General features: G+C 43.8%; 22 protein-coding genes and 1 other RNA gene. 5 read left to right on the forward strand and 18 right to left on the reverse strand.

Annotation, left to right across the window (positions count from 1 at the left end; all coding sequences use genetic code 11):
• Positions 1-400 precede the first annotated feature (400 nt).
• The 4 genes from ACR65H_RS06220 to ACR65H_RS06235 all read right to left on the reverse strand — a co-directional run bounded on the left by ACR65H_RS06220 (position 401) and on the right by ACR65H_RS06235 (position 4879).
• The gene (locus tag ACR65H_RS06220) at positions 401-1435 is read right to left on the reverse strand and encodes an aminoglycoside phosphotransferase family protein (RefSeq protein ID WP_440499298.1); all 1035 of its coding nucleotides are present in this window, start codon (positions 1433-1435) and stop codon (positions 401-403) included.
• A gap of 252 nt (positions 1436-1687) precedes the next feature.
• A complete protein-coding gene (locus tag ACR65H_RS06225; protein WP_440499299.1) occupies positions 1688-2488 on the reverse strand; it encodes a DUF6612 family protein in 801 nt (266 codons plus the stop codon).
• 124 nt (positions 2489-2612) lie between these two features.
• Positions 2613-3725 (reverse strand): o-succinylbenzoate synthase, encoded by a 1113-nt coding sequence (gene menC / locus ACR65H_RS06230; protein ID WP_440499300.1) that lies wholly within the window; start codon positions 3723-3725, stop codon positions 2613-2615.
• A 68-nt stretch (positions 3726-3793) separates the two neighbouring features.
• Positions 3794-4879, reverse strand: a complete 1086-nt coding sequence (locus ACR65H_RS06235) for a branched-chain amino acid aminotransferase (protein WP_440499301.1) — start codon at positions 4877-4879, stop codon at positions 3794-3796.
• Between the two features lie 89 nt (positions 4880-4968).
• On the opposite strand from ACR65H_RS06235, the gene ACR65H_RS06240 reads away from it, so the two are divergent.
• Positions 4969-5508 carry a transcription repressor NadR gene (locus tag ACR65H_RS06240; RefSeq protein ID WP_440499302.1) on the forward strand — a complete coding sequence of 180 codons (540 nt, stop codon included), beginning with the start codon at positions 4969-4971 and terminating at the stop codon, positions 5506-5508.
• A gap of 23 nt (positions 5509-5531) precedes the next feature.
• Here ACR65H_RS06240 and ACR65H_RS06245 read toward each other — a convergent pair whose 3' ends face one another.
• On the reverse strand, positions 5532-6167 hold the full coding sequence (locus ACR65H_RS06245) for an HD domain-containing protein (protein WP_440499303.1): 636 nt from the start codon (positions 6165-6167) through the stop codon (positions 5532-5534).
• A 141-nt stretch (positions 6168-6308) separates the two neighbouring features.
• Here ACR65H_RS06245 and ACR65H_RS06250 point away from each other — a divergent pair, with 141 nt between their 5' ends.
• Positions 6309-6512 carry a cold-shock protein gene (locus ACR65H_RS06250; protein WP_060208284.1) on the forward strand — a complete coding sequence of 68 codons (204 nt, stop codon included), beginning with the start codon at positions 6309-6311 and terminating at the stop codon, positions 6510-6512.
• Positions 6513-6563: 51 nt separating this feature from the next.
• On the opposite strand, the gene ACR65H_RS06255 is transcribed toward ACR65H_RS06250, so the two are convergent.
• Positions 6564-6752 (reverse strand): zinc-finger domain-containing protein, encoded by a 189-nt coding sequence (locus ACR65H_RS06255; protein WP_413053014.1) that lies wholly within the window; start codon positions 6750-6752, stop codon positions 6564-6566.
• Between the two features lie 79 nt (positions 6753-6831).
• Here ACR65H_RS06255 and ACR65H_RS06260 point away from each other — a divergent pair, with 79 nt between their 5' ends.
• Positions 6832-7230 (forward strand): ribonuclease HI family protein, encoded by a 399-nt coding sequence (locus tag ACR65H_RS06260; protein WP_440499304.1) that lies wholly within the window; start codon positions 6832-6834, stop codon positions 7228-7230.
• 41 nt (positions 7231-7271) lie between these two features.
• Here ACR65H_RS06260 and ACR65H_RS06265 read toward each other — a convergent pair whose 3' ends face one another.
• The 10 genes from ACR65H_RS06265 to ACR65H_RS06310 form a co-directional block, all read right to left on the reverse strand.
• Positions 7272-7868, reverse strand: a complete 597-nt coding sequence (locus ACR65H_RS06265) for a metallophosphoesterase family protein (RefSeq protein WP_440499305.1) — start codon at positions 7866-7868, stop codon at positions 7272-7274.
• A gap of 21 nt (positions 7869-7889) precedes the next feature.
• Entirely contained in the window at positions 7890-8711 is an 822-nt protein-coding gene (locus tag ACR65H_RS06270) for a sulfurtransferase (protein ID WP_440499306.1), read from the reverse strand.
• A 1-nt stretch (position 8712) separates the two neighbouring features.
• The gene (locus ACR65H_RS06275; RefSeq protein ID WP_440499307.1) at positions 8713-12315 is read right to left on the reverse strand and encodes a dynamin family protein; all 3603 of its coding nucleotides are present in this window, start codon (positions 12313-12315) and stop codon (positions 8713-8715) included.
• 163 nt (positions 12316-12478) lie between these two features.
• Positions 12479-14395 carry an ATP-dependent DNA helicase gene (locus ACR65H_RS06280; RefSeq protein WP_440499308.1) on the reverse strand — a complete coding sequence of 639 codons (1917 nt, stop codon included), beginning with the start codon at positions 14393-14395 and terminating at the stop codon, positions 12479-12481.
• 68 nt (positions 14396-14463) lie between these two features.
• Positions 14464-15591: a THUMP domain-containing class I SAM-dependent RNA methyltransferase gene (locus tag ACR65H_RS06285; RefSeq protein WP_440499309.1), complete on the reverse strand. Its 1128-nt coding sequence runs from the start codon at positions 15589-15591 to the stop codon at positions 14464-14466.
• 142 nt (positions 15592-15733) lie between these two features.
• An RNA gene (gene rnpB, locus ACR65H_RS06290) (RNase P RNA component class B) lies at positions 15734-16132 on the reverse strand.
• A 75-nt stretch (positions 16133-16207) separates the two neighbouring features.
• Positions 16208-16504: a cell division regulator GpsB gene (gene gpsB / locus ACR65H_RS06295; RefSeq protein ID WP_440499310.1), complete on the reverse strand. Its 297-nt coding sequence runs from the start codon at positions 16502-16504 to the stop codon at positions 16208-16210.
• A 98-nt stretch (positions 16505-16602) separates the two neighbouring features.
• On the reverse strand, positions 16603-17868 hold the full coding sequence (locus ACR65H_RS06300; RefSeq protein ID WP_440499311.1) for a ribonuclease H-like domain-containing protein: 1266 nt from the start codon (positions 17866-17868) through the stop codon (positions 16603-16605).
• A complete protein-coding gene (locus ACR65H_RS06305; RefSeq protein ID WP_440499312.1) occupies positions 17858-20137 on the reverse strand; it encodes a DEAD/DEAH box helicase in 2280 nt (759 codons plus the stop codon). The genes ACR65H_RS06300 and ACR65H_RS06305 overlap by 11 nt, the downstream gene beginning before the upstream one ends.
• Positions 20134-20505, reverse strand: coding sequence for a YppE family protein (locus tag ACR65H_RS06310; RefSeq protein WP_440499313.1), 372 nt, complete (start codon positions 20503-20505; stop codon positions 20134-20136). The genes ACR65H_RS06305 and ACR65H_RS06310 overlap by 4 nt, the downstream gene beginning before the upstream one ends.
• Positions 20506-20677: 172 nt before the next feature.
• On the opposite strand from ACR65H_RS06310, the gene recU reads away from it, so the two are divergent.
• Complete coding sequence (gene recU / locus ACR65H_RS06315; protein ID WP_440499314.1) at positions 20678-21286, forward strand: Holliday junction resolvase RecU; 609 nt, start codon at positions 20678-20680, stop codon at positions 21284-21286.
• A 26-nt stretch (positions 21287-21312) separates the two neighbouring features.
• On the forward strand, positions 21313-24003 hold the full coding sequence (locus ACR65H_RS06320; protein ID WP_440499315.1) for a transglycosylase domain-containing protein: 2691 nt from the start codon (positions 21313-21315) through the stop codon (positions 24001-24003).
• 42 nt (positions 24004-24045) lie between these two features.
• On the opposite strand, the gene ACR65H_RS06325 is transcribed toward ACR65H_RS06320, so the two are convergent.
• The gene (locus ACR65H_RS06325; protein WP_440499316.1) at positions 24046-24390 is read right to left on the reverse strand and encodes a YpoC family protein; all 345 of its coding nucleotides are present in this window, start codon (positions 24388-24390) and stop codon (positions 24046-24048) included.
• Positions 24383-25033, reverse strand: coding sequence for an endonuclease III (nth, locus tag ACR65H_RS06330; protein WP_440499317.1), 651 nt, complete (start codon positions 25031-25033; stop codon positions 24383-24385). The genes ACR65H_RS06325 and nth overlap by 8 nt, the downstream gene beginning before the upstream one ends.
• Positions 25034-25042 lie beyond the last annotated feature (9 nt).

A 25042-nucleotide genomic window follows, 5' to 3' on the forward strand; every position in this document is an offset into this window, starting at 1 on the left:
GCCCATATGACATGTCTAAAGGCACTTAATTTCATTTTAAAGTAATCTTATGAGTGATGGTATAACTCCTTCTCGAATTGCTTGCAAACAATAGCAAATGCTGTTAGAAAAGAAGTGTACTTTCAATTTTTAAGTCTAATTATTACATATGTTGCGAAGTCGTTAAAATTATGACGGTTGTGTTACGAAAGGAGTGTCCCTTGTAAAAACGACAACCCTTTATTACTTACGACTTTATTGGGTGTATACAGTCTCTTTGAAGTTATTTACATTTCACAATTTCCATCTATAGAGAAGCTGCTTGAACGGTACCTCCTTTACTTTCTTTTTGCCGATAATACGATGAAATGGGTCTTCAGATTGCTCGGAAGTCCCATTTCGCGTAATCGGTCTTATTCAATTAAAGCGTTATGTTTATCTCCATATCTCTCATCTCATGTATTTTTTGCAAGGTGTTAAGGTGCAGTGATTTATCTTCGGGTGACTCAGCGAATTTATGCCACTCCACAAGCCTGTATCCAAACATGACAAGGATTAGTTCGTAGATACAATGATCGGAGACATGGGACACATCCGCATATTCCGAAAAACCTCTGTAATACGCCGGAATGCATTTTTGATAGTATTCAGTCATATGACTGACGTCCGCTTCATCCGTTATTAAACTCGCGATATCCTCGCCCATATACCCCCATCCGGCAGTATCCCAATCGATAAGTACTACTTTACTGTCCGAATAGAAAATGTTCGCCACCCAAAAATCTCTGTGGCAAAGCACTATTGGTAGCTTTTCAATCCGACTGAATACTTCTTCCGCATTGTCATCTATGTCTATGAGCATGTTGCACAAGTGCTTCGGAATTTCGCAGTCATCGGAGCGTATGTAATCATACAAAACATCCCATGACCGATATCGCTTGTAGTAGTTTTTCGTAAACTCAACCATGCTTAGATTAGGTAAGGTTTGCAATACGTTTGGTCGTTCAGTGTACAACTTGCCTTGAAATCGCCCCAATTCCTCGGCTATACGTTCATACATTTCCGAGGTCAGATGTAAGCCTGACACACCATCAATATATTCCATCCACAGTTGAATTTCATCGCCATTTATTTCAGCGTGGTAACACTCCGGCCAACGGAACGAATCGAAGAAAACCGTTTTGACATCCGATGCATAGAGATCGTATTCTCTACGCCAAGAATCCGGATCACCATAACGCTCAAATTTTTTTTGTGTTTTCCAAACCAACTTATACGGCAGATGTTTACCATCAGATGTTTCAGCCGTGCCTGTTACAAGCTGAACTATTCCTATTGTCCCGCCTTGCAACTCTTCCAGTTGATAATTTGCGCGGGTTATCGTATTGTCGAGCATTTTACTCAAAACAAGTGTCAGTATTTCAGGCTTTACAAACCTTTCATCATGGTTGTTCATTTCTTGCATCCTCCCTTTTTCCCCGTACATAAATTAAAGTTGTTTTTGACATAAAAAACCGCGAACAAGCAGCCTCCGAAGAAGCTGCCGTTTCGCAGAGAAACGTAAAAAATACAATGTCACTTCTACAGTGTGGCATAACCATTCACAAGGAATCAATAGAAAATTTTGATTACGGTCACATTACCTCAACAACTCCATCACCAAAAACACCCAAGAAGTTAACTTCTTGGGTGTACTTAGTTCTTCTTTTTATTCCGCTGCTAGAACACTGACTTCCTTCGGCAAATTGAAATCTTCGATGTCATTGAAATAGCTATATGTGGCGTTCAACTTCTGACGGGATCGATAAGAGTTTCCGCCACTGTAATTCCTCATATCCGAGGACATTTTAAAGCTCGTCACATACGAAGTTTTTTTATTGAACGTAATGACTAATTCCATTTTGTCGACGATGCTGAATCCGTCCTCACGTGGACCAAAGTCTGGGAAAATCTCCTTGAACCGCTTGACCCCATCGCGGTCTAACGTTAAGTTCAAGGCGTATCCGTACTCGATCGGCTCTAGAATCAATTCGTCTTCAAACTCTTTGAACTTCGACAAGTCGAGGGTCGGGTATGTAACGGATGCTAATGCACCAAACAGTTCTTCAACCGAACCGGACGTTAATTCTTCCCATTCGCCTTTACGGTCGTCAGAGACAAATACTCGGTCTTCCACTTGGTACAAATCCATATCCCATGCTTTCTCGCCACGCGGAAGAACATTTGACTTCACGTGTATCTTTGCCGGGTCAAGGAAAGCCTCAACCTGCATATCGAATTTCACGCCAGCTTTCTCGGGGTTTTCAATATCGCCATCATAGACGGTCACCGCATAATCATCATAAACAACATGGGAATGGACAGCTTTCAGTGACGTATCCATCGCCTCTTGGGACTTGTCCAATAAATCTCCGGCTGTCAATTTCTTTTGAGCCCCTCCTGAATTGGTGCAAGCAGCCAAAAGAAAAACGAGCGAACCAATCGCAAGGGCACTAACTATTTTTTTCACATGTAAACTTCCTCTCTACAAAACCTACGTTCATTTTACTGGAATCTGCAGACTTCATCAATGCATTAGACGGATATTCCACAGGAGAAGTTGCATTTGTCACAAAACCGAACTGAATTCCCGATCAATCTTCCCTAAAGTGCCATATGTCTGTCATGAATTCCTCGATCGTACGGAAATCGGGTGAAAAACCGATTCCGGGAGAAGTCGGAACAGTGATATATCCATCTTCCACCATCACTTCAGGCTTAATTATATCCTTTTCCCAATAATGGGATGACCCTGCGGTGTCACCTGGAAGAATGAAGTTCGGAAGTGATGTCAAAGCAATATTATGAGCACGACCGATTCCTGCTTCGAGCATACCACCGCACCAGACGGGAACACCTTTCCCCATGCAGTAATCATGGATCCGCTTCGCTTCAGATAAGCCGCCGACTCTTCCTATTTTTACATTGATGACTTTTGTGCTTTCAAGTTCGACCGCTTTCCGTGCATCTTCTACGGAATGGATGCTTTCGTCAAGGCAGATCGGCGTCTTCAATTGTTTTTGCAAGATGGCATGATCGACGATGTCATCATGTGCGAGCGGCTGCTCGATCATCAGCAAGCCGAACTCGTCCAGTTGCTTCAATAAATCGATATCTTCTAATGTATAGGCCGAATTGGCATCCGCCATAAGCGGCACATCCGGAAAAGCGGACCTCAATCCCCGAAGGACTTCAACATCAGCTCCCGGCTTGATTTTCACTTTAATCCGCTTATAGCCTTCCTCCAACTTCCTCTGCACTTTATCGATCAAAGCCGCTAAATTTTTTTGAATCCCTATACTGATGCCGACTTCAATTCGCTGGCGCTCGCCTCCCAACGCTTCAGCCAATGAAATCCCTTTCCGTTTTGCATACAGATCCCAAACGGCGCCCTCAAGGGAAGCCTTCGCCATATTATTCCCGCGAATCGGTGCAAAGAGACTGCCGACGTCATCGGGATGGCTAATGTCCTTTCCAAGCAGCAGGGGGATAAGAAAATCGCGAAGCATATGCAAGCTCGTTTCCACAGTCTCCTCGGTATACCACGGGGCATCAAATGCAACCGATTCTCCCCAGCCAGTATTCCCTATCTCATCACGAGCTTCCAACAGCAGAAAATGCTTATCTTGCATCGTCCCAAAACTTGTTGAAAAAGGCTCTTTCATCCTCATTTTCATTTTACGGATCGTCACTTCTGTAATTCGCAAAATTGATTCACCTTCCCTAATAAATGCGTAAAAAACACCCTGCCGTTGCGACAGGATGTCTGTACTAGTTACTTTACGGTTTCAACGTCCACTGTCATCCGCCAGCCGAACGGGTCTTCCGCTCTTCCCGTCTGGATGCCTGTCATCGTATCATAGACCCTTTGAGCCAAATCACCAATTTCTCCGTTATTGATAGTGATTTTCTTTTCATTCCAATACAGCTCCCCGATCGGAGAGATGACCGCTGCTGTTCCCGTGCCGAACGCTTCCTCTAAGATTCCCGACTGATGAGCTTCGTAAAGCTCCTCCATGGAAATTTTTCGTTCGGTAATAGGGATGTCCCAATACTGCAGCAATTCAATGACGGATTTCCGGGTAATTCCCTCTAAAATGCTTCCATTAAGTTCGGGCGTGACAACTTCTCCGTTCAATTTGAAGAAGACGTTCATCGCACCGACTTCCTCGATGTATCGATGTTCTTTCCCATCAAGCCAGAGTACTTGTGAATACCCTTTCGCTTCGGCCACTTCCTGGGCTTTCATGGCGCCTGCATAGTTGCCTGCCGTTTTTGCACTGCCAGTCCCGCCTGTTACAGCACGGACGAATTCAGATTCTACCGCAATTTTCACAGGGTTGATGCCTTCCTTATAGTAAGCGCCAACCGGTGAAAGAATGATCATGAAGCGGTACGTTTTCGACGGAGCGACACCTAAGTACGGCTGTGTCGCGAAGATGAAAGGCCGGATGTAAAGGGATGTCCCTTCGATATTTGGAATCCAATCTTTATCGACTTGGATCAGTTTCCGAAGGCCAGAAAGAGCGAGTTCTTCGTCGAACGCGGGTATGCATAGTCTTTCATTCGAACGGTTTAATCTTTTCATATTCTCATCAGGTCTGAAAAGAAGAACTTCTTCATCATCCGTTACATATGCTTTCAAACCTTCGAAAACTGTTTGGCCGTAGTGGAATACCATTGCCGCGGGATCAAGCGTGATCGGTTCATACGGAACAATTTTCGGATCATGCCAGCCTAGCACTTCTGTATAATCCATCGTAAACATATGGTCCGTAAAAACAGTACCGAATGAAAGCTGATCGAAAGCCGGCTTCGGTTTCGGTTGTAAGGTCTTTTCAACATTGATTACATTCGTCATCGTAAATCCCCCTTTTGTTATGTATTTTTTCATTATACACGAAACTGTGAAGACAGATATGTTAAAATGATTGAAATGGAGTGATGACATTGACTGGAACTGAAAAAATACCCGGAGAAGAACGCCGGAAATTAATCTTGGAAACATTGCAGAAAGCTGAAAACCCATTGACGGGCAAAGAGCTTGGTGAACTGACAAATGTCAGCCGCCAAGTCATCGTCGGAGATATTACTTTATTAAAAGCGAAAAAGGAACCGATCCTTGCGACGAGCCAAGGATACATCTATGTGCATGCATCAGTAGGACCGGAGAAAATCGAAAAAGTACTCGTTTGCCACCATACACCTGAGCAAACGGAAGAAGAGTTGAACATCCTCGTTGACCACGGACTGACTGTGAAAGACGTGAAAATCGAGCACCCGGTATACGGGGACTTGAGCGCCTCCATCATGGTCGCGAACCGATTGGAAGTGAAAGAATTCATGAGACGGATACATGAAGCGAATGCGGTATACCTTTCCAATCTAGCCGAGGGAGGCATTCACCTCCATACGGTCATCGCTAATGAACAATATCAAATCGACAATGCCGAAGTTGCATTGAAAAAAGCGGGTATCCTCGTTGAATGAAGGATACCCGCTTGTTCTGCTCTTCAATTTGCTGTTCCTATTTCTGCATCTAACTGCTTCAAAAAAGCGACCATGAAGTCATGGCGCTCCGCCGCAAGACGCTTCCCTTCTGCAGTCACCATCAAATCCTTCAATAAAAGCAGTTTTTCATAAAAATGTGTGACAGAAGCTGTTTGTCTTGAGCGATATTCATCTTCGGACATTTTAGTTCTCGCGATTTCAGCCGCATCATATAATTTCCTACCTTTCGCCCCGCCGTATGCGAAAGTTCTGGCGATGCCGATTGCACCGATTGCGTCTAGGCGATCCGCATCCCTTACAATTGCCCCTTCAATGTATACGATTTCCTCTTCATTTCCACCGTTGAAAGAAACACTTTTAATCGTCTCCAAAACCTTCATAGCCAACTCGTCGTCTACTTCGGCGGAACGAAGCAGCTCTGAAGCAGACACGTTGCCAACTTCTTTATATTTCGGATCATCGATGTCATGCAGTAGGACGGCAAGCTTAATGACGGTCATATCCGCGTCAGGCATCGACTGCGCAATCTCTTCCGCATTTTTCATAACCCGTAAAATATGATCATAATCATGGCTTGCATCGAACTGTCTATATATATTTGTCACTCGCTCCGTTATATTACGTATTATCGTTTCCATAGCATCCACCCTTTTCATATTTTTAGAATCAATTCGCAGAAAATTTAGGCATGTCATTGACGTATATTGTCGATTCATGTATAGTTAATGCATCCATGTTAATAATGGGAAAGACATTGAAATGCCGAGGGAGGAATAAACATGTACCAAGGTAAAGTAAAATGGTTCAGCAACGAAAAAGGATATGGCTTCATTGAAACCGATAATGGCGAAGATGTGTTTGTCCACTATACTGGCATTATGTCAGAAGGATTCAAGACGTTGGATGAAGGCCAGACCGTATCCTTCGAAATCATAGAAGGTAACCGCGGACCCCAAGCGGCAAATGTCTTGACTATAACATGAATATTGAATGAGTAAACATGCAATATCCCGCCTAGAAATCCTGGCGGGATATTATTTTGTCAATTTATTCATTTCATTACCTAAAAATTGAAGCTGTTCCCCAATTGTACAAGTTCGAATGCAAAATTGATGTGCACCGGTTTTCCCAATGTCCTTCACTTGTTGCCTTTTGACAAAACATCCTTCACAATACGTATCAAGCACTTCATTAATTTCATTCATGACGGTTAATTTATCCATAGCAACCTCCAAGTCAGGTCATTCATTCATTTTAATATTCTTTTTTGCCGGTTGCAACAATGATAAGGAGAGATGGAATATGATCGAGTTATATGTTGATGGCGCAAGTGCCGGAAACCCTGGTAAAAGCGGCATCGGAATCTTCATCAAAGGTGAAGGGAACATCGTCAAGTTCTCCGAACCGATTGATCCGACGAACAACCATACAGCCGAATTCATAGCTCTTCTCCGAGGAATGGAGGAAGCTGCAAAACTGACGACCGGAATCGTTTCGGCACGATCCGATTCGAAAATAGTCGTCTCGGCTGTGGAGAATGAATTTGTAAAAAACGAGGTACATAAGGATTATTTGAATAAAATCTTATCCATTGCAAAAACGTTTGATTTCTTCTTCATTAAATGGATACCGGACAGTGAAAATCGCGCCGCGGACGCACTTGCCCGCGAAGCGATTCATAAACAAGATGAAGACAAGTAAAAAGGAGAGGAAGCATTTGCATGATAGCAAACGCTCCTACCCTACTTCGCTTTCATAAATGTTACGGTATCCAACTCATCGTCATACAGCACCCATTCTTTATCGAACACGACAGCACCGACATTGACTAGCGTCTGGCCGTCTTTCACATCGTATGGATGATTGAATTGGACGGCCACTTCCCCGCTCCCGTTACGTCGTAAGCCCGAATGGTGACTATGACCGTAGAACGTCACGTTTTTCGACACATCCGCTTCTAATAGTGACCACGGTTCGCCACCCCACTGCCATTGATGACCATGAATCACTTCAGCTGCACCAAGTTCAATTTTTTCGGGCATAGCTGAAAGAATTCCGTATAATGAATCATCCGTTTCCGTAATGAGTAAAATACGTTCTTCTTGGTTCCCTTTTACTGATGGGAAGTTCAACAACTCAACAAAATCATCAGGTATAAGCATGACTTCTTCAAGCTTGCTATACGTGCGCTCGTTCACATTACGCTTGCTAATTATACATTCGAACAGATCCCCGGTTCCGATTAGTACAGCCTCGGGCGCCTGTTCTTTGATATGGGAGAGGACGGCCTCCAAATCTCCTTTAGAGGAATGAATATCCCCTATAATCGCATATTTCATATTTACACCTCTACCTTCGGGTCACCCTTTTTCCACTTCGATAGTTTCCCTTGAAATCCAGTCGCTATAACTTCCGACGTATAGTTTGACGTTCTCAAATCCATTTTGTTTCAGCATCGCAAATAACGGAGCGGCCGTTACGCCGCTGCCGCAATAGACGACGACATCGTCATCATGCGTCACAACTTGTGAAAGTCGCTTTCCAACTTCGTCATGTAAATTGAAAGAGCCATCTTTTTTCAGCTGTTCCCAGTCGAAATTACGAGCCCCCGGAATATGTCCTGCGATTCTGTCAATCGGTTCAACTTCCCCACGATACCGTTCAGCCGAACGCGCATCAAGCAACACATTTCCCGTTCCCCCTTCTACCGTCTTCTCGACGAATTCACGAGGAGCGTAAATTGTTTCATCCCAGACAGGATCGACATTGGATTGTTCTGCGACTTCCTCGTCGTCGGAAGTTGGGATGCCGATTGCCACTAGCTCTTCATATCCTTCCAATGAGATGATGGAATTTTTAAAACCGCCGTATTGGAGGATCCACCAAGCTCTCGCCGCAAAAGGGCTGCCTCCGTCGTCATAGATGATTATCCGATCATGGAGCTCAAGACCGCTTTTTCGGAATAACGCAGTCAATGTTTCTTTATCTGGCAATGGATGCCGTCCTGTTTTCTTCGACATATCAGAAAGGTCAGCCTCGAGATCCCAGTACAGCGCTCCTTTAATATGCCCTTTTTCGTAATTTTTTCTCCCTGCTTTAACGTCCTGCAACGAAAAACGGGCATCTATCCATTTTATAGTTTGAACATCCACGTCTTTGACCGATTTGAATACTTCACTCATTTCAATCCAGCTCCTTCAATTGGATTTTCTTATGAATTGCTCGCCATTCTTCTAATTGATCCATATCTTGCAGAAGGGATCGTTCGGACTCGATTTGCTGAATGCTTTGCTTCAATAGATGAAGACGCAGTCCTTCCGCCTCCGCTTCGACCCACTGCTCAGACCAAAATTCTATCCGTTCCTTTTCTTTGCCTAAATAGATCGAGGCGTCTTGTTTTAACCGTTCTTCCAGCTTGTCTTTCAAAACGAGACGATCTCCTTTTTCGAAAAACGATTTCTGGTTTTTGAATGAACGGTTGACATCTTTATACACAGCCGGATTTTCGAAAGGTACAGGGAACGATAGCATCTCAGCGTCTTCCGCTTCATACGGGGAAGGTGAAATGGAGCTATCCTTCTCAGCGAGGAACCGCATTTCGGAACGCTCCCGCTCTTTCAATAATTTATTCATAAAATTCAGCATACGTAAATTGGTCACTTTCAACTCTTGCGTCAAATCGAAGCCTACCATCTGAACAGTTTCAGCGAGCGCCAAAGTTAACGCTCTGTCAGCCGAATGATTGGCAAACGTTGAAGGGCTATAGCCTTCCTTGAAGAAGTCTCCAAAACGAAGGAATACCCGCTGTAAAATATAATAGACCAATTCATTCAATTCATTGAAGGAAGCTTTGCGGATCACTTCAGCAAAACCGTTTGCGAAGCGAGCCCGCACTTCCTGTTCAAAGCGATCAAGCTCGACCATTCGTTCCGCCTTGCGTGACCTGTTCAATTCTGTTCGTTCAATCAAAATCGCAAGACGATTGACCGTTTTAGCAACCTCTTCTTCCAACGCTTGAACGGCGAGACCTTTCAAATCATTTTTTAAGAAATGGCTGAAGTGCTGTTCAAATGCTTTCATGGAGCTATCGTGACGACCATCTAGCTTCGCATCCAACGCTTGCAAGCTAGAGATGCCATGGACTCGTGGATGACGGATGCCGAAAGCAGCCAATTCCTGTTCGACGAATGAAAGAACTGTTTCCGCTTCTTCCGCATTGTTTGCCAAATCGATCGCATTGACGATAAAGAACATTTTATCCAATTCAAAAGCGTCTTTCACGCGGCCAAGCTGGATCAAAAATTCACGGTCGGCTCGCGCGAAGGCGTGATTATAATAAGTAATAAAAAGAATGGCATCCGCATTCCTTATATATTCGAATGCAACATCGGTATGCCGAGCATTGATCGAGTCCGCCCCCGGCGTATCGACGAGTGTAATGCCTTGCCTCGTCAACGGACAATCAATATACAAATCGATGGAATCGACGAAACAGCTGCGTTCCTCTTCGGCCACGAATCGTGTGAACTCGGTTTGATCAACATTCATGACTGTTCCAAGACTCTCCTTATAAACTGGGTAGCCCGTCTTGAAGGCACGGATGAATGTTTTATGAATATGGAGGCTTTCGTCTTCTAGCTCTTTCCCTAGAACATCCCCCGCTTTTTGGAACGCTTCTTCCAAAGTTGAAACAGGCATGCCGAGCGCTTCGAATGAAAATGCAACATCGCCGGTCATCTGATCTACTGTTTTCAAATGTACGTCTGCTGTTCGATCTTCTTTATCGGCTGACAGCGGTCTAATTCGATTGATGGCAGCAGTCGTTGGGTTAGGAGAAACCGGCAGAACGCGATCGCCAATCAACGCATTAGAGAAGGATGATTTTCCGGCGCTGAACGCCCCAAATAAGGCGACAGTGAATTCCTGGTGAGAAAGGCGATCTGCTTTGTTCCGCAAATACTCGGCAGTCTCCGCAAAACCAGGAATATTCATTACTGATTGCGCAATATGAAGCGCTTGATCTATGATGCTATTTGCATCAAGACCTTTCGCAGACGCATCAATGTCGCTTTCTTGAGCTTGTTCAACGACTTCAACAACCATCTCGTCTGCAGCCGTTTCCAGTCCATCAAGTTCCACTGTTTCAATATCTGATTTCATTTCCCACTGACGCAGCAATGTTTCGCCGGACGTTTTCACACTTGCAGTTGGCGTGGCGAGACTGGAGATGAATTCGGATTTTTTGTGATCGATTTCATTCACCTGCGCAATGGCTGCCAGCTTTTGTTCAAGCGTTTGAATCGTTTGAAGAAGCGGTCCTGATTGTTCATTTCCTGCTGAAGCGGCAATTGTCGACATTTCTTGTTTCCAATCGTCTGTCAGTTTGCGGAATACTTGTTGGATAGCTGTTTTCATTTGCTCTGTCATATTCAATACGGTTTCACCCGTCACGACATCCGAAACGTTCAATTGTGCGTCAATTTCCTCAAAAGGAACTGACATATTCATTTCATCAATACCAATGGACCGCTCATCGTTCATGAGTCCAGCATCTTTGAGCGTTTTTTTCATAAGCGCTTTCAAATGCACTTCGATTTGTGTATGTATTAGATTTGACAAGTTGGAAGCTAGGGATTCTTTTCTTCTTGCCTTTTCCTCCGCAGTCTTTTTCGCCCCAAATAATAAGCCTACCTTGAATCTCGGGGACTTCGACTCCAAGTATTCTTTCAAAAGCTCACGCGTTTCAAATGGACTGACCGATGCATTGCGCAGCAATTCATTTCGTTCTCTTTCAAATGTAGCGTAAAACTCATCTCCCGAAAGAAGAGACGCTCGCTTCTTCAACTCGCTCAATTCTAAAGAGAGATCTTCGTATTCATTCCACTCATCGTCTGTGACGATTTCTGCATACGCCGATTTGCAGTCCGCTTTCTCACTTTCCAAGAAATTCATATGTTCTTCTTTTAATTTCAACAACGATTGTTCTGCGTTTTCCAAAAAATGATCTTTCCAATTTACAATCGAGCCTTCAACGATCCCCTTCACTTTTTCAAAATCATTGAACGGGAGGTCTTTGGCTTTCAAAGAAGTATAAAAAATTCCTTTTGGCTCAACGCCCCAGAGTTTGAAGGAGTCTTCAACTGATTTCTTGAAGTCTTCGAAAGGCAATTCACTTTCCCGATGCTTGTCAATTTGATTAATAATCAGATAAACGTTGGCATTATATCGCAATAATTCTTTCGTGAATTTGAAGTTCAGTTCCGACTGGACATGATTGTAGTCCATCGTGTAAAAAACGAGATCAGCTAAATGAAGTGCCGATTCCGTCGACAAGCGATGCGCATCATCAGTCGAGTCAACTCCTGGCGTATCCATGACCGTTATCGCTTCCGATAGTTTGGATCCAGGATGTCCGATTTCAATAAGAGAAATTTCCGCACCGTCTTTACTGAAAGACTTGATTGCATCAAAGAAGCCGTGACCTTTATATTTGATGAGCGAGCCATCGGTCCGATGGATGATGGCAAACTCTTCATCAGCCTTCTTCACCTTGACGATATTGGCGCTCGTAGGAATTGGACTAGTCGGCAAAAAATCCTCGCCAGTCAACGCGTTGATCATCGAGGATTTCCCAGCTGAGAAATGGCCGGCAAATCCTATGACGAACTCCTCATCCATTAATTTCTTAGCTAATGAAGCTGCTTTCCTTACACGTTCCTCATCATGATTCTTGTTAAATAAATGACCGTAAATAGCTGTTCGTTCTAACATATCAGTAGTAAACATAATATTCGATCCTTCCTAACATTCTCTATCTACTATACCATTTTTCTTAACTGAACGACTTTGATTGAAAATTCGAAGTTTGCGTTTGCAATCCTTTTTATCCATGAATAGGAAAAGCTGTCTTTACACGAGTTCCCTCGGATATAAAGACAGCTTTTAGAACTCATTTCTTCACGAAAGTCTGGATATCCACCGGAAAGATTCCGGCAATCCTATCTTTCATTTCTTGTTCTTCACCTTCCATCAGGACGTGGACAGTTCCGGAATCTTGCGAAGTCCGAATGAGACGTCCGGCTCCTTGTCGTAGGCGGAGAAGCATGAATGGCAAATCCACTTCATCAAACGGATTTTCTGCATGCTTCCTACGCGCATCGAATAAAGGATCATGTGGAGGGAATGGCAGATCATAGATGATCACCCGAGTAAGTGCGTCTTGAGGGATATCGAGACCTTCCCATAAGTGATAGGAACAAAGGACAGAAACTTCTTTCTGCTGGAAATCACGAATGATAGAGGATAATTCCCGTTCCCCTTCAAAAGCGATTACTTTTCTTTGCTCTTCATTCAGCTCTGTCTGGAATCTTTTCATCGACTGTTCTGATTTGAACAGCAGCAATGTCTGCTCATCATCCTTCAGCAAATTAAGTACATACTTCGGCTTTTCTCCCTCATCGATATCAGCGGCGATGACTTCCATCATCTCCTCATAGTCAAAAGGAGATTCTACTGAAAATGAAAGGAAATCGTCAATCCCGAGACTATCCAATATATACGAAAAATCCTGTTCGACCGAAAGTGTGGCCGAAGAGAAGACGATCGGTATGTTAGATGAAAACAGCTTTTCTTTTAAAATATCTGTGACAAGCCGCGGCATAATCGTGAGTGTCATTCCGTCTTTGCTATCTTGCAGCCAGTCGACAGCGTCATTTTCGGAAACAAATAATTCCATCGAGTATATATATTGCTCCAAATATTCCTCGACCATTTTCAAATCATATTCTGGAATAATAAATAATTCGCCCTCAAACACGAACTCTTCCAGCAGGGCGGTTGAAATGGAGACCGCTTCCCTTCCAACAGAAAGGATTTCCCCGTTTTTCCTAATTGCTTTCCTTTCATCCCCGCTCTCTTTCGTTGCGGATCGCAAAAGTCGAAAGAAATCTTCATGGACATCGATTAACCGTTCCATCAATTGCAACGTCTCTTCCCGTACCCCGTCAACCATGACACGCTCCATCAAGGTGAGAAGTGTGTGATTTTGAACTTCATACGTGAGGGCGCGTTGGGCGGAATATTCGAGCAGATGGCCTTCGTCGAAAACAATCATCGATACGTCAGGAAGCAATGGCATTTGACCTTGTCGCTTTCTCGATTCCTTCGTCCAAATATGTTCCATATAGAAATCATGTGAGCAAATGATCAAATCTGCCGCTTCCCTATAATGATTCCGATGGATCGTCTGTCCGCATCGATTTCGGACATCACAGGCTGCGCATTGCTGAACAGGATGGAAATTCATCGTTTTCCATTGGTCGTCGTTCAAATGAGGATAGTCTGACCGTTCTCCGTATGGGAAAATCGATTGCAGCGACAAATTGCCGTTAACGAAATCAGGTAATCCGCTATGCACGGTTTCGGCATAATCATCCATCGAAGCGTCAACAGCTTCATCCAATCTTTTCAAGCATAAATATTGATTCCGCGCTTTTGCGAGACGGACGTCAATATCGATTTGCAATGCATCACTAATTTTGCGGATATCGCCTTCCTCTTTTACGAGCTGGTCGATTAACGTTTCATCCGCACAGGAAATAAGGGCTGGCTTCCCCGTATATCTTGCATATGCGATAGCCGGCAATAAATAGGCAATCGTCTTCCCTGTTCCGACGCCTGCCTCTGCAAGAAGGACTTTTTTCTCTTTCAGCGCTTGTTCAATTTGAAATGCCATATAGATTTGTTCGTCTCTGCATTCGAATCCCTTTTCGGTCAAATCATCATATAATGTATCGCCAATCCAGTCATTCAAGGATTCATAGAATGATTTTTCTTTTGTTAATGAAAATGGCATTTTCCTTTTCATTTGCGCTCCCCTTTCTTTTTCGCACATGGAAACGGAAGAGGCAGGCCTCTTCCGTTTAATCTGATCACTTATTTTCGTTGACCCCAATATTGATAAAAATCTGTTCTAATAAAACCATTGAACAGCTTTCGTTTCTTCGTCGCTTTTTTCCCGTACATCGTCTCAAAGTTTTCAAGGGAGGAAAGCATGTAAACGGACCATGACGGATACCTATCCATTATATGCCCGATAACACGAGCAAGTTCCTCAGCCTCTTCAATTTCACCCAATCGCTCCCCATAAGGAGGATTGCCGACGAGCACGCCGTTCAAACCTTCAACAGTCAAATCCTTGACATCACGTTGCTCAAACTTAATTAAATCCATAAATCCCGCTTCAACTGCGTTTTGCTGGGCAATCTTGATCATTTTCGGATCGACGTCAAAGCCTGTAATGTCAAGCGGCTGATCATATTTTGCGACGTCTTCCGCTTCTTCCCTTATACGGTCCCATATCGCTTGATCGATCCATGGCCATTCCTCACTGCTGAAATCACGGTTATAGCCCGGCGCGATTTGTTGACCAATCATTGCCGCTTCGATCGCAATTGTGCCAGAGCCGCAAAACGGATCAACAAACGGTCGATCGGGGTTCCATCGTGTCAATTTGACGAGTGCAGCTGCCATCGTTTCTTTAAGTGGTGCATCACCTTGGCCGACACGGTAGCCTCGTTTATGCAAACCGGCCCCGCTCGAATCGATGGTTAAGGTTACTTTATCTTTTAAGATGGATACTTCGAGCTTGAACAACGGACCAGTTTCGTCTAAAAAGCCGATCCGGTTATAAGCGGATTTCATACGTTCTACAATTGCCTTCTTGACGATTGCTTGACAGTCAGGTGTGCTGTACAAGGTCGATTTGACTGATTTCCCTGCGACAGGGAATTTTGCATCGACTGGTAAGTATTGTTCCCACGGCAGGGATTTTGTTTGTTCAAAAAGTTCGTCGAATGTGGTGGCGGTGAATTCACCGACGATGATCCGGACGCGGTCCGCGACTCGGAGCCACATGTTTGTTTTGGCGATTGCATTTTCGTCGCCTTCAAAGTAGATTTTTCCGTTGTCGGTTTTTGTTTCGAAGCCGAGGTCTTTCACTTCATCCGCAACAATTGATTCAAGCCCCATAGCGGATGTAGCGACCAATTTATAGTTTGCCATGCATTTCCAACTCCAATTCTAATTACATCTTTTATGTATTCATTCTTATAGTGTCAGTTCGTATAATTTTTATCCCGATAACATAGAAATGCTCTCCAAACGAATAAGGAGAGCATTGATTGTTATGTGGAACCATCGTAAATTCGATAAGCCATGTTTTGTTCCCGTGTACTCAAACGGCTTGCGCCTCGTACTTAGGGTGGTAATCATCTATCTACAGACCCATCAAAAGAAGGTGTCTGTCCCTTCATCAGTTTGATTCCTTCAGAAGAGTGCCCCTACCATAATTTGGGTTTCTCGCTCGTGGGGTTTACCGCGTTCCATCTGACCCGTTTCCGAATCAGCTACGTCACTGTGGCACTTTTCAGGGGACCTCATCCATATGTGCAAAAGCACACTTAGGATTTATCCCCGCCGTCAATGCGCTATGCGCACTGCCCCGGCTTATTTTTTCGCCGAGCACGGACACTACGGTCATCTCAGAACCGTGCGAGCATGGACTTTCCTCTACAACTTGACGTTGCAGCGATTACCTGAATTCACACTATGGTTACAATAGTATACTGCAATTTTCGACAAAAATCAACGGATTTCTTTATGCCGTCGATTGTCCAAATTATTCGTGGTCGTACAACTTGCTGCCGAATACATGTTTCTCCAAATTGGAAATCCGTTTTAACAGATCGAAGTTTGTTGTATTGGCATTCGTTGCAACTGGTCGTTTCGCTGCTGATGCTAGCTCATCTTTCAGCTTCTCGTTTTCCATTCGCAATTCTGAAATTGTTTTTTTGAAAGCTTCATAATCCTGAATAACCTGATCCAGGAAAAGATCTACGTCTTCTTGATTATATCCTCGTAAACCCGTTTTAAACTCTTTCTCAAGAATCGTCTTAGAATCAAGTTTTATTTCCATGAAATGACGCCCTTCCATCTATGTTTACATGTCGCAAGTATAGCATATTTTGTACAACTTTGTCTTTCTATTTCGGTTGGCGCGCAAGATTTTGTCGGTTAGTGCGCTTCCCCGGGAAATAGCTTCTTCCTCAATCTCATTTCCCGGTGATTGAATACATTTCCCATCCGGACTTTGAATCGATTCGTTATGTCCGGGTCTTGCCGCAAATGACGTATCGCTTCTTTTGTGTAATGAAGTGCCTTTTCTGGCTCCTTCAATTTATGCTCAAACAGCTTCGCCAATTCCTCAAAGGCAATGATTTTTTCTCTTCCTGCCAATCCTGCTGAGGCAATTTCAAATGAGTCAATTGCATCTGAATGACGCCCTTCTTTTTTAAGAAGGAATCCGATATGAAAATGCGCTTTCGGCTCTTCCACACCATATTCCTCGATGACATCCATAAGTATATCTTTGCTGCGGCTAAACGATTTCAAGTCTGTATACCATTTTCCGATATTCGTTTGCGCGTTTGCAGATGATAGCACGTCGCCTTGCAAAAGAAGATCCGTTGACCGGATATACAAGGTGACAAGCGATAGGATATCCCATTCATTATGCAAAAGGACTTTCATCAATATTTCGGCACGACCATTTTTAACCGCGTCCTGATAAATGATCGGCGCCATATGTCCGGGAATATCGCCTTCACGGAAAAAACCGAGCTGTTCCTCCTCGACTGCAGTCAATTTGAATGTATCCATTTCATTTTTCCAGATTCTTTTCGATCCGTGCAGCAAATCAATTTCAGTATGCTTCAGTAACTGCGGGAGCACATTTCGATTCATCGTCCATCTCGTTTGCACTTGTGGCATATCAAAGCTTTTTCCGTTGTACATGACGATCGACATCGGTGTTTTCCATAGATTTGTAGCATAAAGGAATGCGGCTTCATGATCCGGCCCCGGCAACACATATTGCGTTAAAGTAAACGCCTCTTCCGTATATTCAATGAATCCCATTAAAAATATAAGTGTGCCGGTACCTTTTAAGCCGGTCGTCTCCGTATCGAAAAAGACGAGCGGTTTTGTAAAGTCAGGAGCAAGAGGATGAATTTCCTCTGATTTACGCCATCTTTCCACTGTGTCCAACAATCCGGAAAGCGAATAGTTCCCATGCTGATGATTTGGTTTATAGACAACCGTCCGTTTATACACGACGCCGTATTCGTTCTCCTCTTTCGTCAATCCGGCCGAAAGCCATCTTTTCTCGTAAGAAGGAGACGGAGGGGTTTCACGTTTCGGAGCTGGGGTTATTGCTTCGACTTGAGGAGCTTTCTTTTTCAGAAGCTTCTTCATTGCCATCATTTTAGCTTCATAAGACATCGCTCTTCCCCCTAATGAGAGAATGCAAAAGGGAAATGACATCTCTCTTCATCCGGATTCCTTCTTCTTGCGCTCCTATGCAGACCGGACAACCGTTTTCGCAAAGGCAACCGCGTACATGCTCCGCCGCCTTTTGCAAGAGTTCATCCCACCGACCATAAATCTTCTCGCTTAGACCGATGCCGCCCGGATAACTATCATAAATGAAAATTGTCGGCTTCCCCGTATGGATTGCCTTCACTTGTGGCACGACGTGGATATCCGTCCTGTCACAGCGGACAAATAATGGAATAAATGATTGAATTGCGTAAGCGGCACCAGTGAGCGCGTCCGTCAATTCGGATTCCTTCCACCCATCCGGAGCGTCAAATGAATACCAAGTGGATGAAGTATGAAGTTCCTCGGCAGGCAGTGAAATTGGACCGGAACCGATATTATCATGCGTATCGAAACGAATTTTTTTAAAAATCGTCGGGATCGCCAAAACAGCAATATCTCCATACGCTACTTCCGCTTTCCCTAGTTGGCTGTTTTCATCTTCGCTAATAACTTTTAATTCCACAGCCAAATTAGCGTCTGTATAATAATCGACATCGACTTCCGTGACGTATGCCTTTTTTTCATCCCAATCTAGCATTTCGACTTGATATTGCTTGCCTTGGTGGATGTAGATCGCCTCTTCGTGCAATAACGTCATTGCGCTGTAGCGGTCCATTTCTCCGATGACGACAGTTCCTTTAGGAATCGTCTTGTCGATGATGACGACATTTTCTTGGGAGGCTGAACGTAGACTGATTTCGCTTGCCGGGAATCTGTCTGTCATCCAATGCCATTTATCGGATGTTTTGACGAGCACCCCTTCCGCTTCCAAAAAGGCGAGCAGCTCTTGAACTTCGAATTCTCCGTATGTTTCCGACATCGTGAACGGCAATTCAAATGAGGCGCATTTCAGATGATCCATGAGGATAAGCATATTATCAGGATGGATCCTCGCTTCTTCCGGTGTTTGGCCGAGCAAGTATTCAGGATGCTGAATAATGTATTGGTCAAGCGCCATCGATTGCGCAACATAAATGATCAATGCATCATCCTGCCTTCTTCCTGCTCGTCCGGCTTGTTGGTAGGCGCTTGCGATATTACCTGGATAGCCAGTCATGATGCATGCTTGCAATTGGCCGATATCGATGCCGAGTTCGAGCGCATTCGTGCTCACGACAGTTTTGATCTCCCCGTCACGCAGCCTTTTTTCAATTTTTCTACGCTCCGAAGGCAAATAGCCGCCTCGGTATCCCATGATTGTCTGATCAAATAGTTTTTTCTTCGTCAATTCCTTCATATACGTAACAAGCATTTCAACGCGAACCCTGCTTTTTGCAAAGATGATTGTTTGGACACCTTCTCTGTACAAAAACGACGCGATATCCCTCACTTCGAGGATTGCGCTTCGCCGGATGCCGAATGTTTTATGGACAATAGGCGGGTTGTAAAATATGAAATGCTTGACGCCTGAAGGAGCGCCATTTTTCGAGATGAGACGCATCGGTGAGTTTGTCAACGTCTCGGCAAGCTCTTTCGGATTGGCAATTGTCGCAGATGTACAGATGAAAATCGGATCGCACCCATAATAATTGCAAATACGCTTTAGTCTTCTAATTACATGGGCAACGTGGCTTCCGAACACCCCTTTATACGTATGCAATTCATCTATGATGATATACTTCAAGTTTTCGAAGAGAGATACCCATTTTGTATGGTGAGGCAATATGCCCGAGTGAAGCATATCGGGATTCGTCAAAACGATATGTCCTGATTTACGAACTTTCGTTCTCAGCCCAGGTGCCGTATCTCCATCATACGTATAGCTGAGGATTGTCTCCCCGCTCGCTTCAATCAACTCATGCAAATCCGCCAATTGGTCTTGTGCGAGAGCTTTTGTTGGAAATAAATACAGCGCACGGGATGAATCGTCCTCCAAAATACTTTGCAGGACGGGCAGATGATAGCATAATGATTTCCCAGAAGCAGTCGGCGTCACAGCTGTTATTGAATTTCCTGACGTCGCAAGATCGAACGCCTCTCGTTGGTGACTGTATAAGCGTTCAATCCCTTTGTCTGCCAGCGCCTTGACGATGGATGGATGAAGCCGTTCTGGAAATGATGCATATTCGGCAGATTTCCCTTCAATTTTTTCATAATGTCGAATATTGGAGGACAGTTCAGGATCGGATAAGAAGAGATCAACCGTTTCACGGACGCTTGTCTTCTTCATCCTTGCCCCCCTCCTTTAGATCGCAATTCATCCAGCACCGTTTTCAATGTGTATGTGGCAGAATTGATGGAAAGGATAAACCGTTTCTTTCCTGTTTTCGGGTAAAAAGATTGTACGATGAATTGCTTCATCGATTCGTTCAATGATTCGATTTGATGAGGATGAATGTATTTCGGCCTTTCATTTCGAATTAAGAGCCTAATTTCCTCAGTCCATTCGTCAAGCAATCTATGATTAATATCTGCATAAGGTTTCACTTCTGTAAAAAAATCAGGCTCTCGATCCTCTTTTCGCATAGCGGGAAGTCTATTCAAGCACTCTTCACATACAGAAAGGAGCCGTTCCGTTTTCTCTATTAAGGTTACCAAGTTATTTCTTCCTTTCCGAAGTCTTTCCTATAGTCTATCAAAAACTGCACCTAGACACCAAACTTCAACGAACGTGCATTCTTTAATATGATCTGAACACTAATTTCGCGCAACTTTTAAAGCGATAATCCGTCCAATCATTATGGTATGATAGTTCTGCGAGGTGGTAGGAATGACAATTCGATATCCGAACGGAAAAAAATATGTTCCGGCACAACGCTCTGCCCGAGTGAATAAAAAAAATTTATCGTTCAGTAATCGAGGAAAATCGTTAGAGGACGAGTTGAACGAAACGAATGAGTATTATTTGGCCAACAATAAAGCAGTCATCCACAAGAAGCCGGTCCCTATCCAAATCGTACACGTAAAATATCCTGCTAGAAGCGCAGCCGTCATAACCGAAGCATATTTCAGATCTCCTTCCACGACTGACTATAATGGCGTTTGGAAAGGGAAATATATTGACTTTGAAGCAAAGGAGACGAAGAATACAACTTCATTTCCGTTGCAAAATATTCATGAGCATCAGGTCGAGCATATGAAAAAAGTGACTGAGCAAGATGGAATCGCATTTCTATTAGTGAAATTTGCCGTTCTTGATCGCTATTTCATCATCCCCTACGAGTACTTCGAAAAAAAGTGGGAAAGAATGATAGCAGGAGGAAGAAAATCTATTACACTTAATGAAATGGAAGAGATATCCATAGAAATAAAAGCAAGTTTTAATCCACGGCTTGATTATTTAGCCGCCTTGGACACAATTTTGCAAAGACCTGAATAAGAAACGATTGAAAGGCAGGAAAACTTATGAGTGATCAGACAAAATCAAGAGCAGCCCGACGCCAGCAGTTAGAGGCAGAAAAAAAGCGCGGGAAGAATAAAAAGAAAAAGAACGGCGGCAATATCATTAAAAAAGTCATTCTTGGGATAGTTGCACTTGGTATTGCGATGTTGATCGGCGGAGCGGGACTTTTTGCTTTCTATGCAAGCAGTGCACCCGACCTCGATGAAAGCTTATTGAAAGATCCGCTAACGTCCCATATAGCTGATCGAAACGGCAATGTCTTTATGAAATTCGGTGCGGAAAACCGGGAATTCGTACCTTACGATCAAATTCCGGAACAGATGGAAGCCGCTGTTCTCGCAACCGAGGACGTACGATTCTACAAACACCATGGTATGGATTTCTGGCGACTCGGTGGTGCAGTGCTTGCAAACTTTAAAAGCGGCTTCGGTTCTCAAGGAGCATCAACGCTTACACAGCAGGTCATTAAGAACTCTTTCCTTTCCGATGAAAAGACATTGAAGCGTAAAGCTCAAGAAGCATGGCTCGCTTTTAAATTAGAAAGAGAATATGACAAAGAACAAATCTTTGAGATGTATTTCAATAAAATCCTTATGTCAGGCAATATTTACGGAATCGGGACAGCCGCAAAAGAATTTTACGGTAAAGATCTGGATGAGCTTGAATTGCATGAAATGGCACTATTGGCGGGGATGCCTCAATCTCCGAACGGATACAATCCGTTTAAAAATCCGGAGCGGGCTGAAAAACGTCGGAATACAGTCCTTAGCCTAATGTACAAACATGGAAAAATAACGAAGGACGAAATGGAAAAAGCGAAAGCCATCCCTGTAACTAAAACACTTCTTCCAGAAGATCAACGTCAACAAAACAAGGATTCGAAGTATCTTGCGTATGTCGACATCGTATTGGATGAATTAGAAGCGGAAGGCATGATGGATATCTTGGCAGAAGGTGTAACGATCCAAACCTCCCTTGATCCAAAAGCTCAGCAATCTGTTGAAAAGGCGATTAACAATGCATCTATTTATGAGTCAGAGGAAATGCAAGCAGGAATGACCGTGCTCGACACAAAGACAGGAGAAATTGTTGCAATCGGTGGCGGGAGAAATTTCACAGGACGGAATTTGAACTTCGCTTCTGGAGATAATCTCAGACAGCCCGGCTCGGTCATCAAACCAATCCTTTCCTACGGTCCTATCATTGAAAATGAAAGCTGGTCGACTGCACATATCGTAGTTGACGAACCATATAAATACAAAGGCACTGACATATCGATTCGAAATGTGGACGGGAAATATTTGGGACCGATTACTGCTAGAGAAGCTTTGTACCGCTCTAGAAATATTCCAGCCGTCAAAGTATTTGAAGAAGTTGGAACAAAACGGGCTCGTGAATTTGCTGGAAAGCTTGGTCTAGAATATGGTGATATGACTTCCACGCTTGCTATTGGCGGAGGGGATGCTGAATTTTCCACTATTCAAATGGCAGGCGCCTATGCTCCGTTCGGCAACGGCGGGATTTATACAAAACCGCATGCAGTCAAGAAAATCGTTTACCGCGATGGCTCCGAGCGTAACTTGGCACCGGATCCTAAGACGGTCATGAAAGATTCAACGGCTTATATGGTGACGGATATATTACGTGATGTCATTACTTACGGAACTGGTAAGACGGCGGGCGTATCAGGACTGGATATGGCCGGTAAGACTGGTACGACAAACTATGATTCAAAAACGATGCAAGAAAAAGGAATGAAAAGTACGGATGTACCGGATAGCTGGTTCACTGGCTATACGACGGAATATACCATTTCTGCATGGGGCGGATACAAAGATTTTAAAACTCCGATTACAACATATGATAAAGGTCGCTATGTGCCGCAAATCCTTTTCAGGACTGTGATGACCGATCTTGTAGCCGGAAAGAATACGCCTCATTTCAAAAAGCCGAGCTCAGTTGAAGAAGCTGTCATCGTGAAAGGGTCCAATCCGGCAATCCTTGCGAGCAATTCGACTCCTGATGCGTTAAAGAGCACTGAATTATTCGTTAGAGGAACGGTTCCAACCGAAATGGATGAAGAAGTGATTACTGAACTTGAAGCTCCTAGCGGCTTATCTGCAGAATATGATGCAGAGACGAACTCGATATCACTGAATTGGTCATATGAAGATCCAGATGCATTTGTGCTTCCGGAACCTATTCAATTCAACGTCTCTGTTGCAGTTGACGGCGGCGAACCGCAGGCCGTGAAGACGACATCCGATCATGGGTTGATGTTCTCCGGAGTTGAAATGGGTCGTACGTATATCTTCTACGTGACAGCATCCTCGGGAGACATTGAAAGTAGTGCAGCTTCCACATCCCTATTGATTGAGGGACAAAATGAAGATGACTCTTGGATGGATGACGGAAGTGATGAAGAAAATAACGGCGAAAACAATAACAACAATAATGGAAATTCGAATAACGGAAATTGGAACAATGGCAACAACGGTAATAACAACAATGGTAATAATGGTAACAATGGCAATAACAACAATGGCACCAATGATGGAAATGGTGGAAACAATGGAGACTCCGATAATTCGACCGGAGACGGTTCAGGAAGTTCGGGAGATGATACAACGGACTCGGGCTCCGGAGGAGATGATGTCTCTGATGACGGAACCAACGATGGCGGGAACAGATAAGTAATATGTAAAAAGTCGGAAGGGATTAACTCCCTTCCGACTTTATTTATTCTTCGCTATTTGACTCACTGCTTTTTTCATCGCCTCGATATATAATGCATCCAACTGAATGTATGCATAATACCCAGATATCTTACTTCGTATGAATGCTAGACGCTCTTCCCCATTCAGTGGTTCAATTGACGATTTTTTACCGTCTGTAACAAAAGGTTCGACAAATAAAAACGACTCAACCATTTCCAAGTAATTGTCAATGGCTATTTCCATCATGTGGGCAGCTTTAGGATCCTTTTGCTTATATGCATCCTCGATACTTGCTTTCATGTCCAACCAATTGTTCCAGAAGGAATAAAGCAACTCCTTCTTATCCATTTCGGAATTATGCAATGCCTTTCATCCTTTTCTTCCCTTCCCTGCATAAAGGAAGGAGTGGACATTCACTGCAATTCGGATTTTGGGCTTTGCAATGATATCTTCCAAAAAAAATGATTTGATGGTGCGTGTCCGTCCATTTTTCCATAGGGGTCCAGCGCATGATTTTTTCTTCCACCATGAGAGGTGTATCTTTCCAACGATTCATACCGAGGCGCTTGGCAACCCGCTCAACATGAGTGTCAACTGCCATTGCCGGAATGCCGAAAGCGTTCGAAACGACAACATTGGCTGTTTTCCTGCCGACACCTGGAAACGTCGTTAGTAAATCTCTATCCGCTGGCACTACTCCATCAAATTCTTCGATCAAAAGAGCGCTCAACGCTTGAATATTTTTCGCTTTATTCCGATACAGGCCAATGGAACGAATGTCGTTTTGGAGCTCTTCAATATCAACGGCCAAGTAATCTTCAGGCGTTTTATATTTTTTGAATAAATCCGCTGTTACCCGGTTTACGAGCACGTCTGTACATTGAGCGGAGAGTAATGTGGCGACGAGCAGCTCAAAAGCGTTTTCGTGCACCAGCTCACAATGAGCGTCGGGAAACATCTTCCCGAATTCTTCTAGACAGACTTCCCATTGTTTCTTCGTCAACATAGACAATCA

Source organism: Sporosarcina sp. SAFN-015, assembly GCF_059415085.1.

What these genes read in the sequence shown, in the direction of transcription:
- ACR65H_RS06220 (WP_440499298.1), bottom strand. Translation starts at nt 1,435, where the DNA reads ATGAACAACCATGATGAAAGGTTTGTAAAGCCTGAAATACTGACACTT.
- ACR65H_RS06235 (WP_440499301.1), bottom strand. Translation starts at nt 4,879, where the DNA reads ATGACGAATGTAATCAATGTTGAAAAGACCTTACAACCGAAACCGAAG.
- ACR65H_RS06245 (WP_440499303.1), bottom strand. Translation starts at nt 6,167, where the DNA reads ATGGAAACGATAATACGTAATATAACGGAGCGAGTGACAAATATATAT.
- ACR65H_RS06250 (WP_060208284.1), top strand. Translation starts at nt 6,309, where the DNA reads ATGTACCAAGGTAAAGTAAAATGGTTCAGCAACGAAAAAGGATATGGC.
- ACR65H_RS06255 (WP_413053014.1), bottom strand. Translation starts at nt 6,752, where the DNA reads ATGGATAAATTAACCGTCATGAATGAAATTAATGAAGTGCTTGATACG.
- ACR65H_RS06260 (WP_440499304.1), top strand. Translation starts at nt 6,832, where the DNA reads ATGATCGAGTTATATGTTGATGGCGCAAGTGCCGGAAACCCTGGTAAA.
- ACR65H_RS06265 (WP_440499305.1), bottom strand. Translation starts at nt 7,868, where the DNA reads ATGAAATATGCGATTATAGGGGATATTCATTCCTCTAAAGGAGATTTG.
- ACR65H_RS06270 (WP_440499306.1), bottom strand. Translation starts at nt 8,711, where the DNA reads ATGAGTGAAGTATTCAAATCGGTCAAAGACGTGGATGTTCAAACTATA.
- ACR65H_RS06275 (WP_440499307.1), bottom strand. Translation starts at nt 12,315, where the DNA reads ATGTTTACTACTGATATGTTAGAACGAACAGCTATTTACGGTCATTTA.
- ACR65H_RS06280 (WP_440499308.1), bottom strand. Translation starts at nt 14,395, where the DNA reads ATGAAAAGGAAAATGCCATTTTCATTAACAAAAGAAAAATCATTCTAT.
- ACR65H_RS06285 (WP_440499309.1), bottom strand. Translation starts at nt 15,591, where the DNA reads ATGGCAAACTATAAATTGGTCGCTACATCCGCTATGGGGCTTGAATCA.
- gpsB (WP_440499310.1), bottom strand. Translation starts at nt 16,504, where the DNA reads ATGGAAATAAAACTTGATTCTAAGACGATTCTTGAGAAAGAGTTTAAA.
- ACR65H_RS06300 (WP_440499311.1), bottom strand. Translation starts at nt 17,868, where the DNA reads ATGTCTTATGAAGCTAAAATGATGGCAATGAAGAAGCTTCTGAAAAAG.
- ACR65H_RS06305 (WP_440499312.1), bottom strand. Translation starts at nt 20,137, where the DNA reads ATGAAGAAGACAAGCGTCCGTGAAACGGTTGATCTCTTCTTATCCGAT.
- recU (WP_440499314.1), top strand. Translation starts at nt 20,678, where the DNA reads ATGACAATTCGATATCCGAACGGAAAAAAATATGTTCCGGCACAACGC.
- ACR65H_RS06320 (WP_440499315.1), top strand. Translation starts at nt 21,313, where the DNA reads ATGAGTGATCAGACAAAATCAAGAGCAGCCCGACGCCAGCAGTTAGAG.
- nth (WP_440499317.1), bottom strand. Translation starts at nt 25,033, where the DNA reads ATGTTGACGAAGAAACAATGGGAAGTCTGTCTAGAAGAATTCGGGAAG.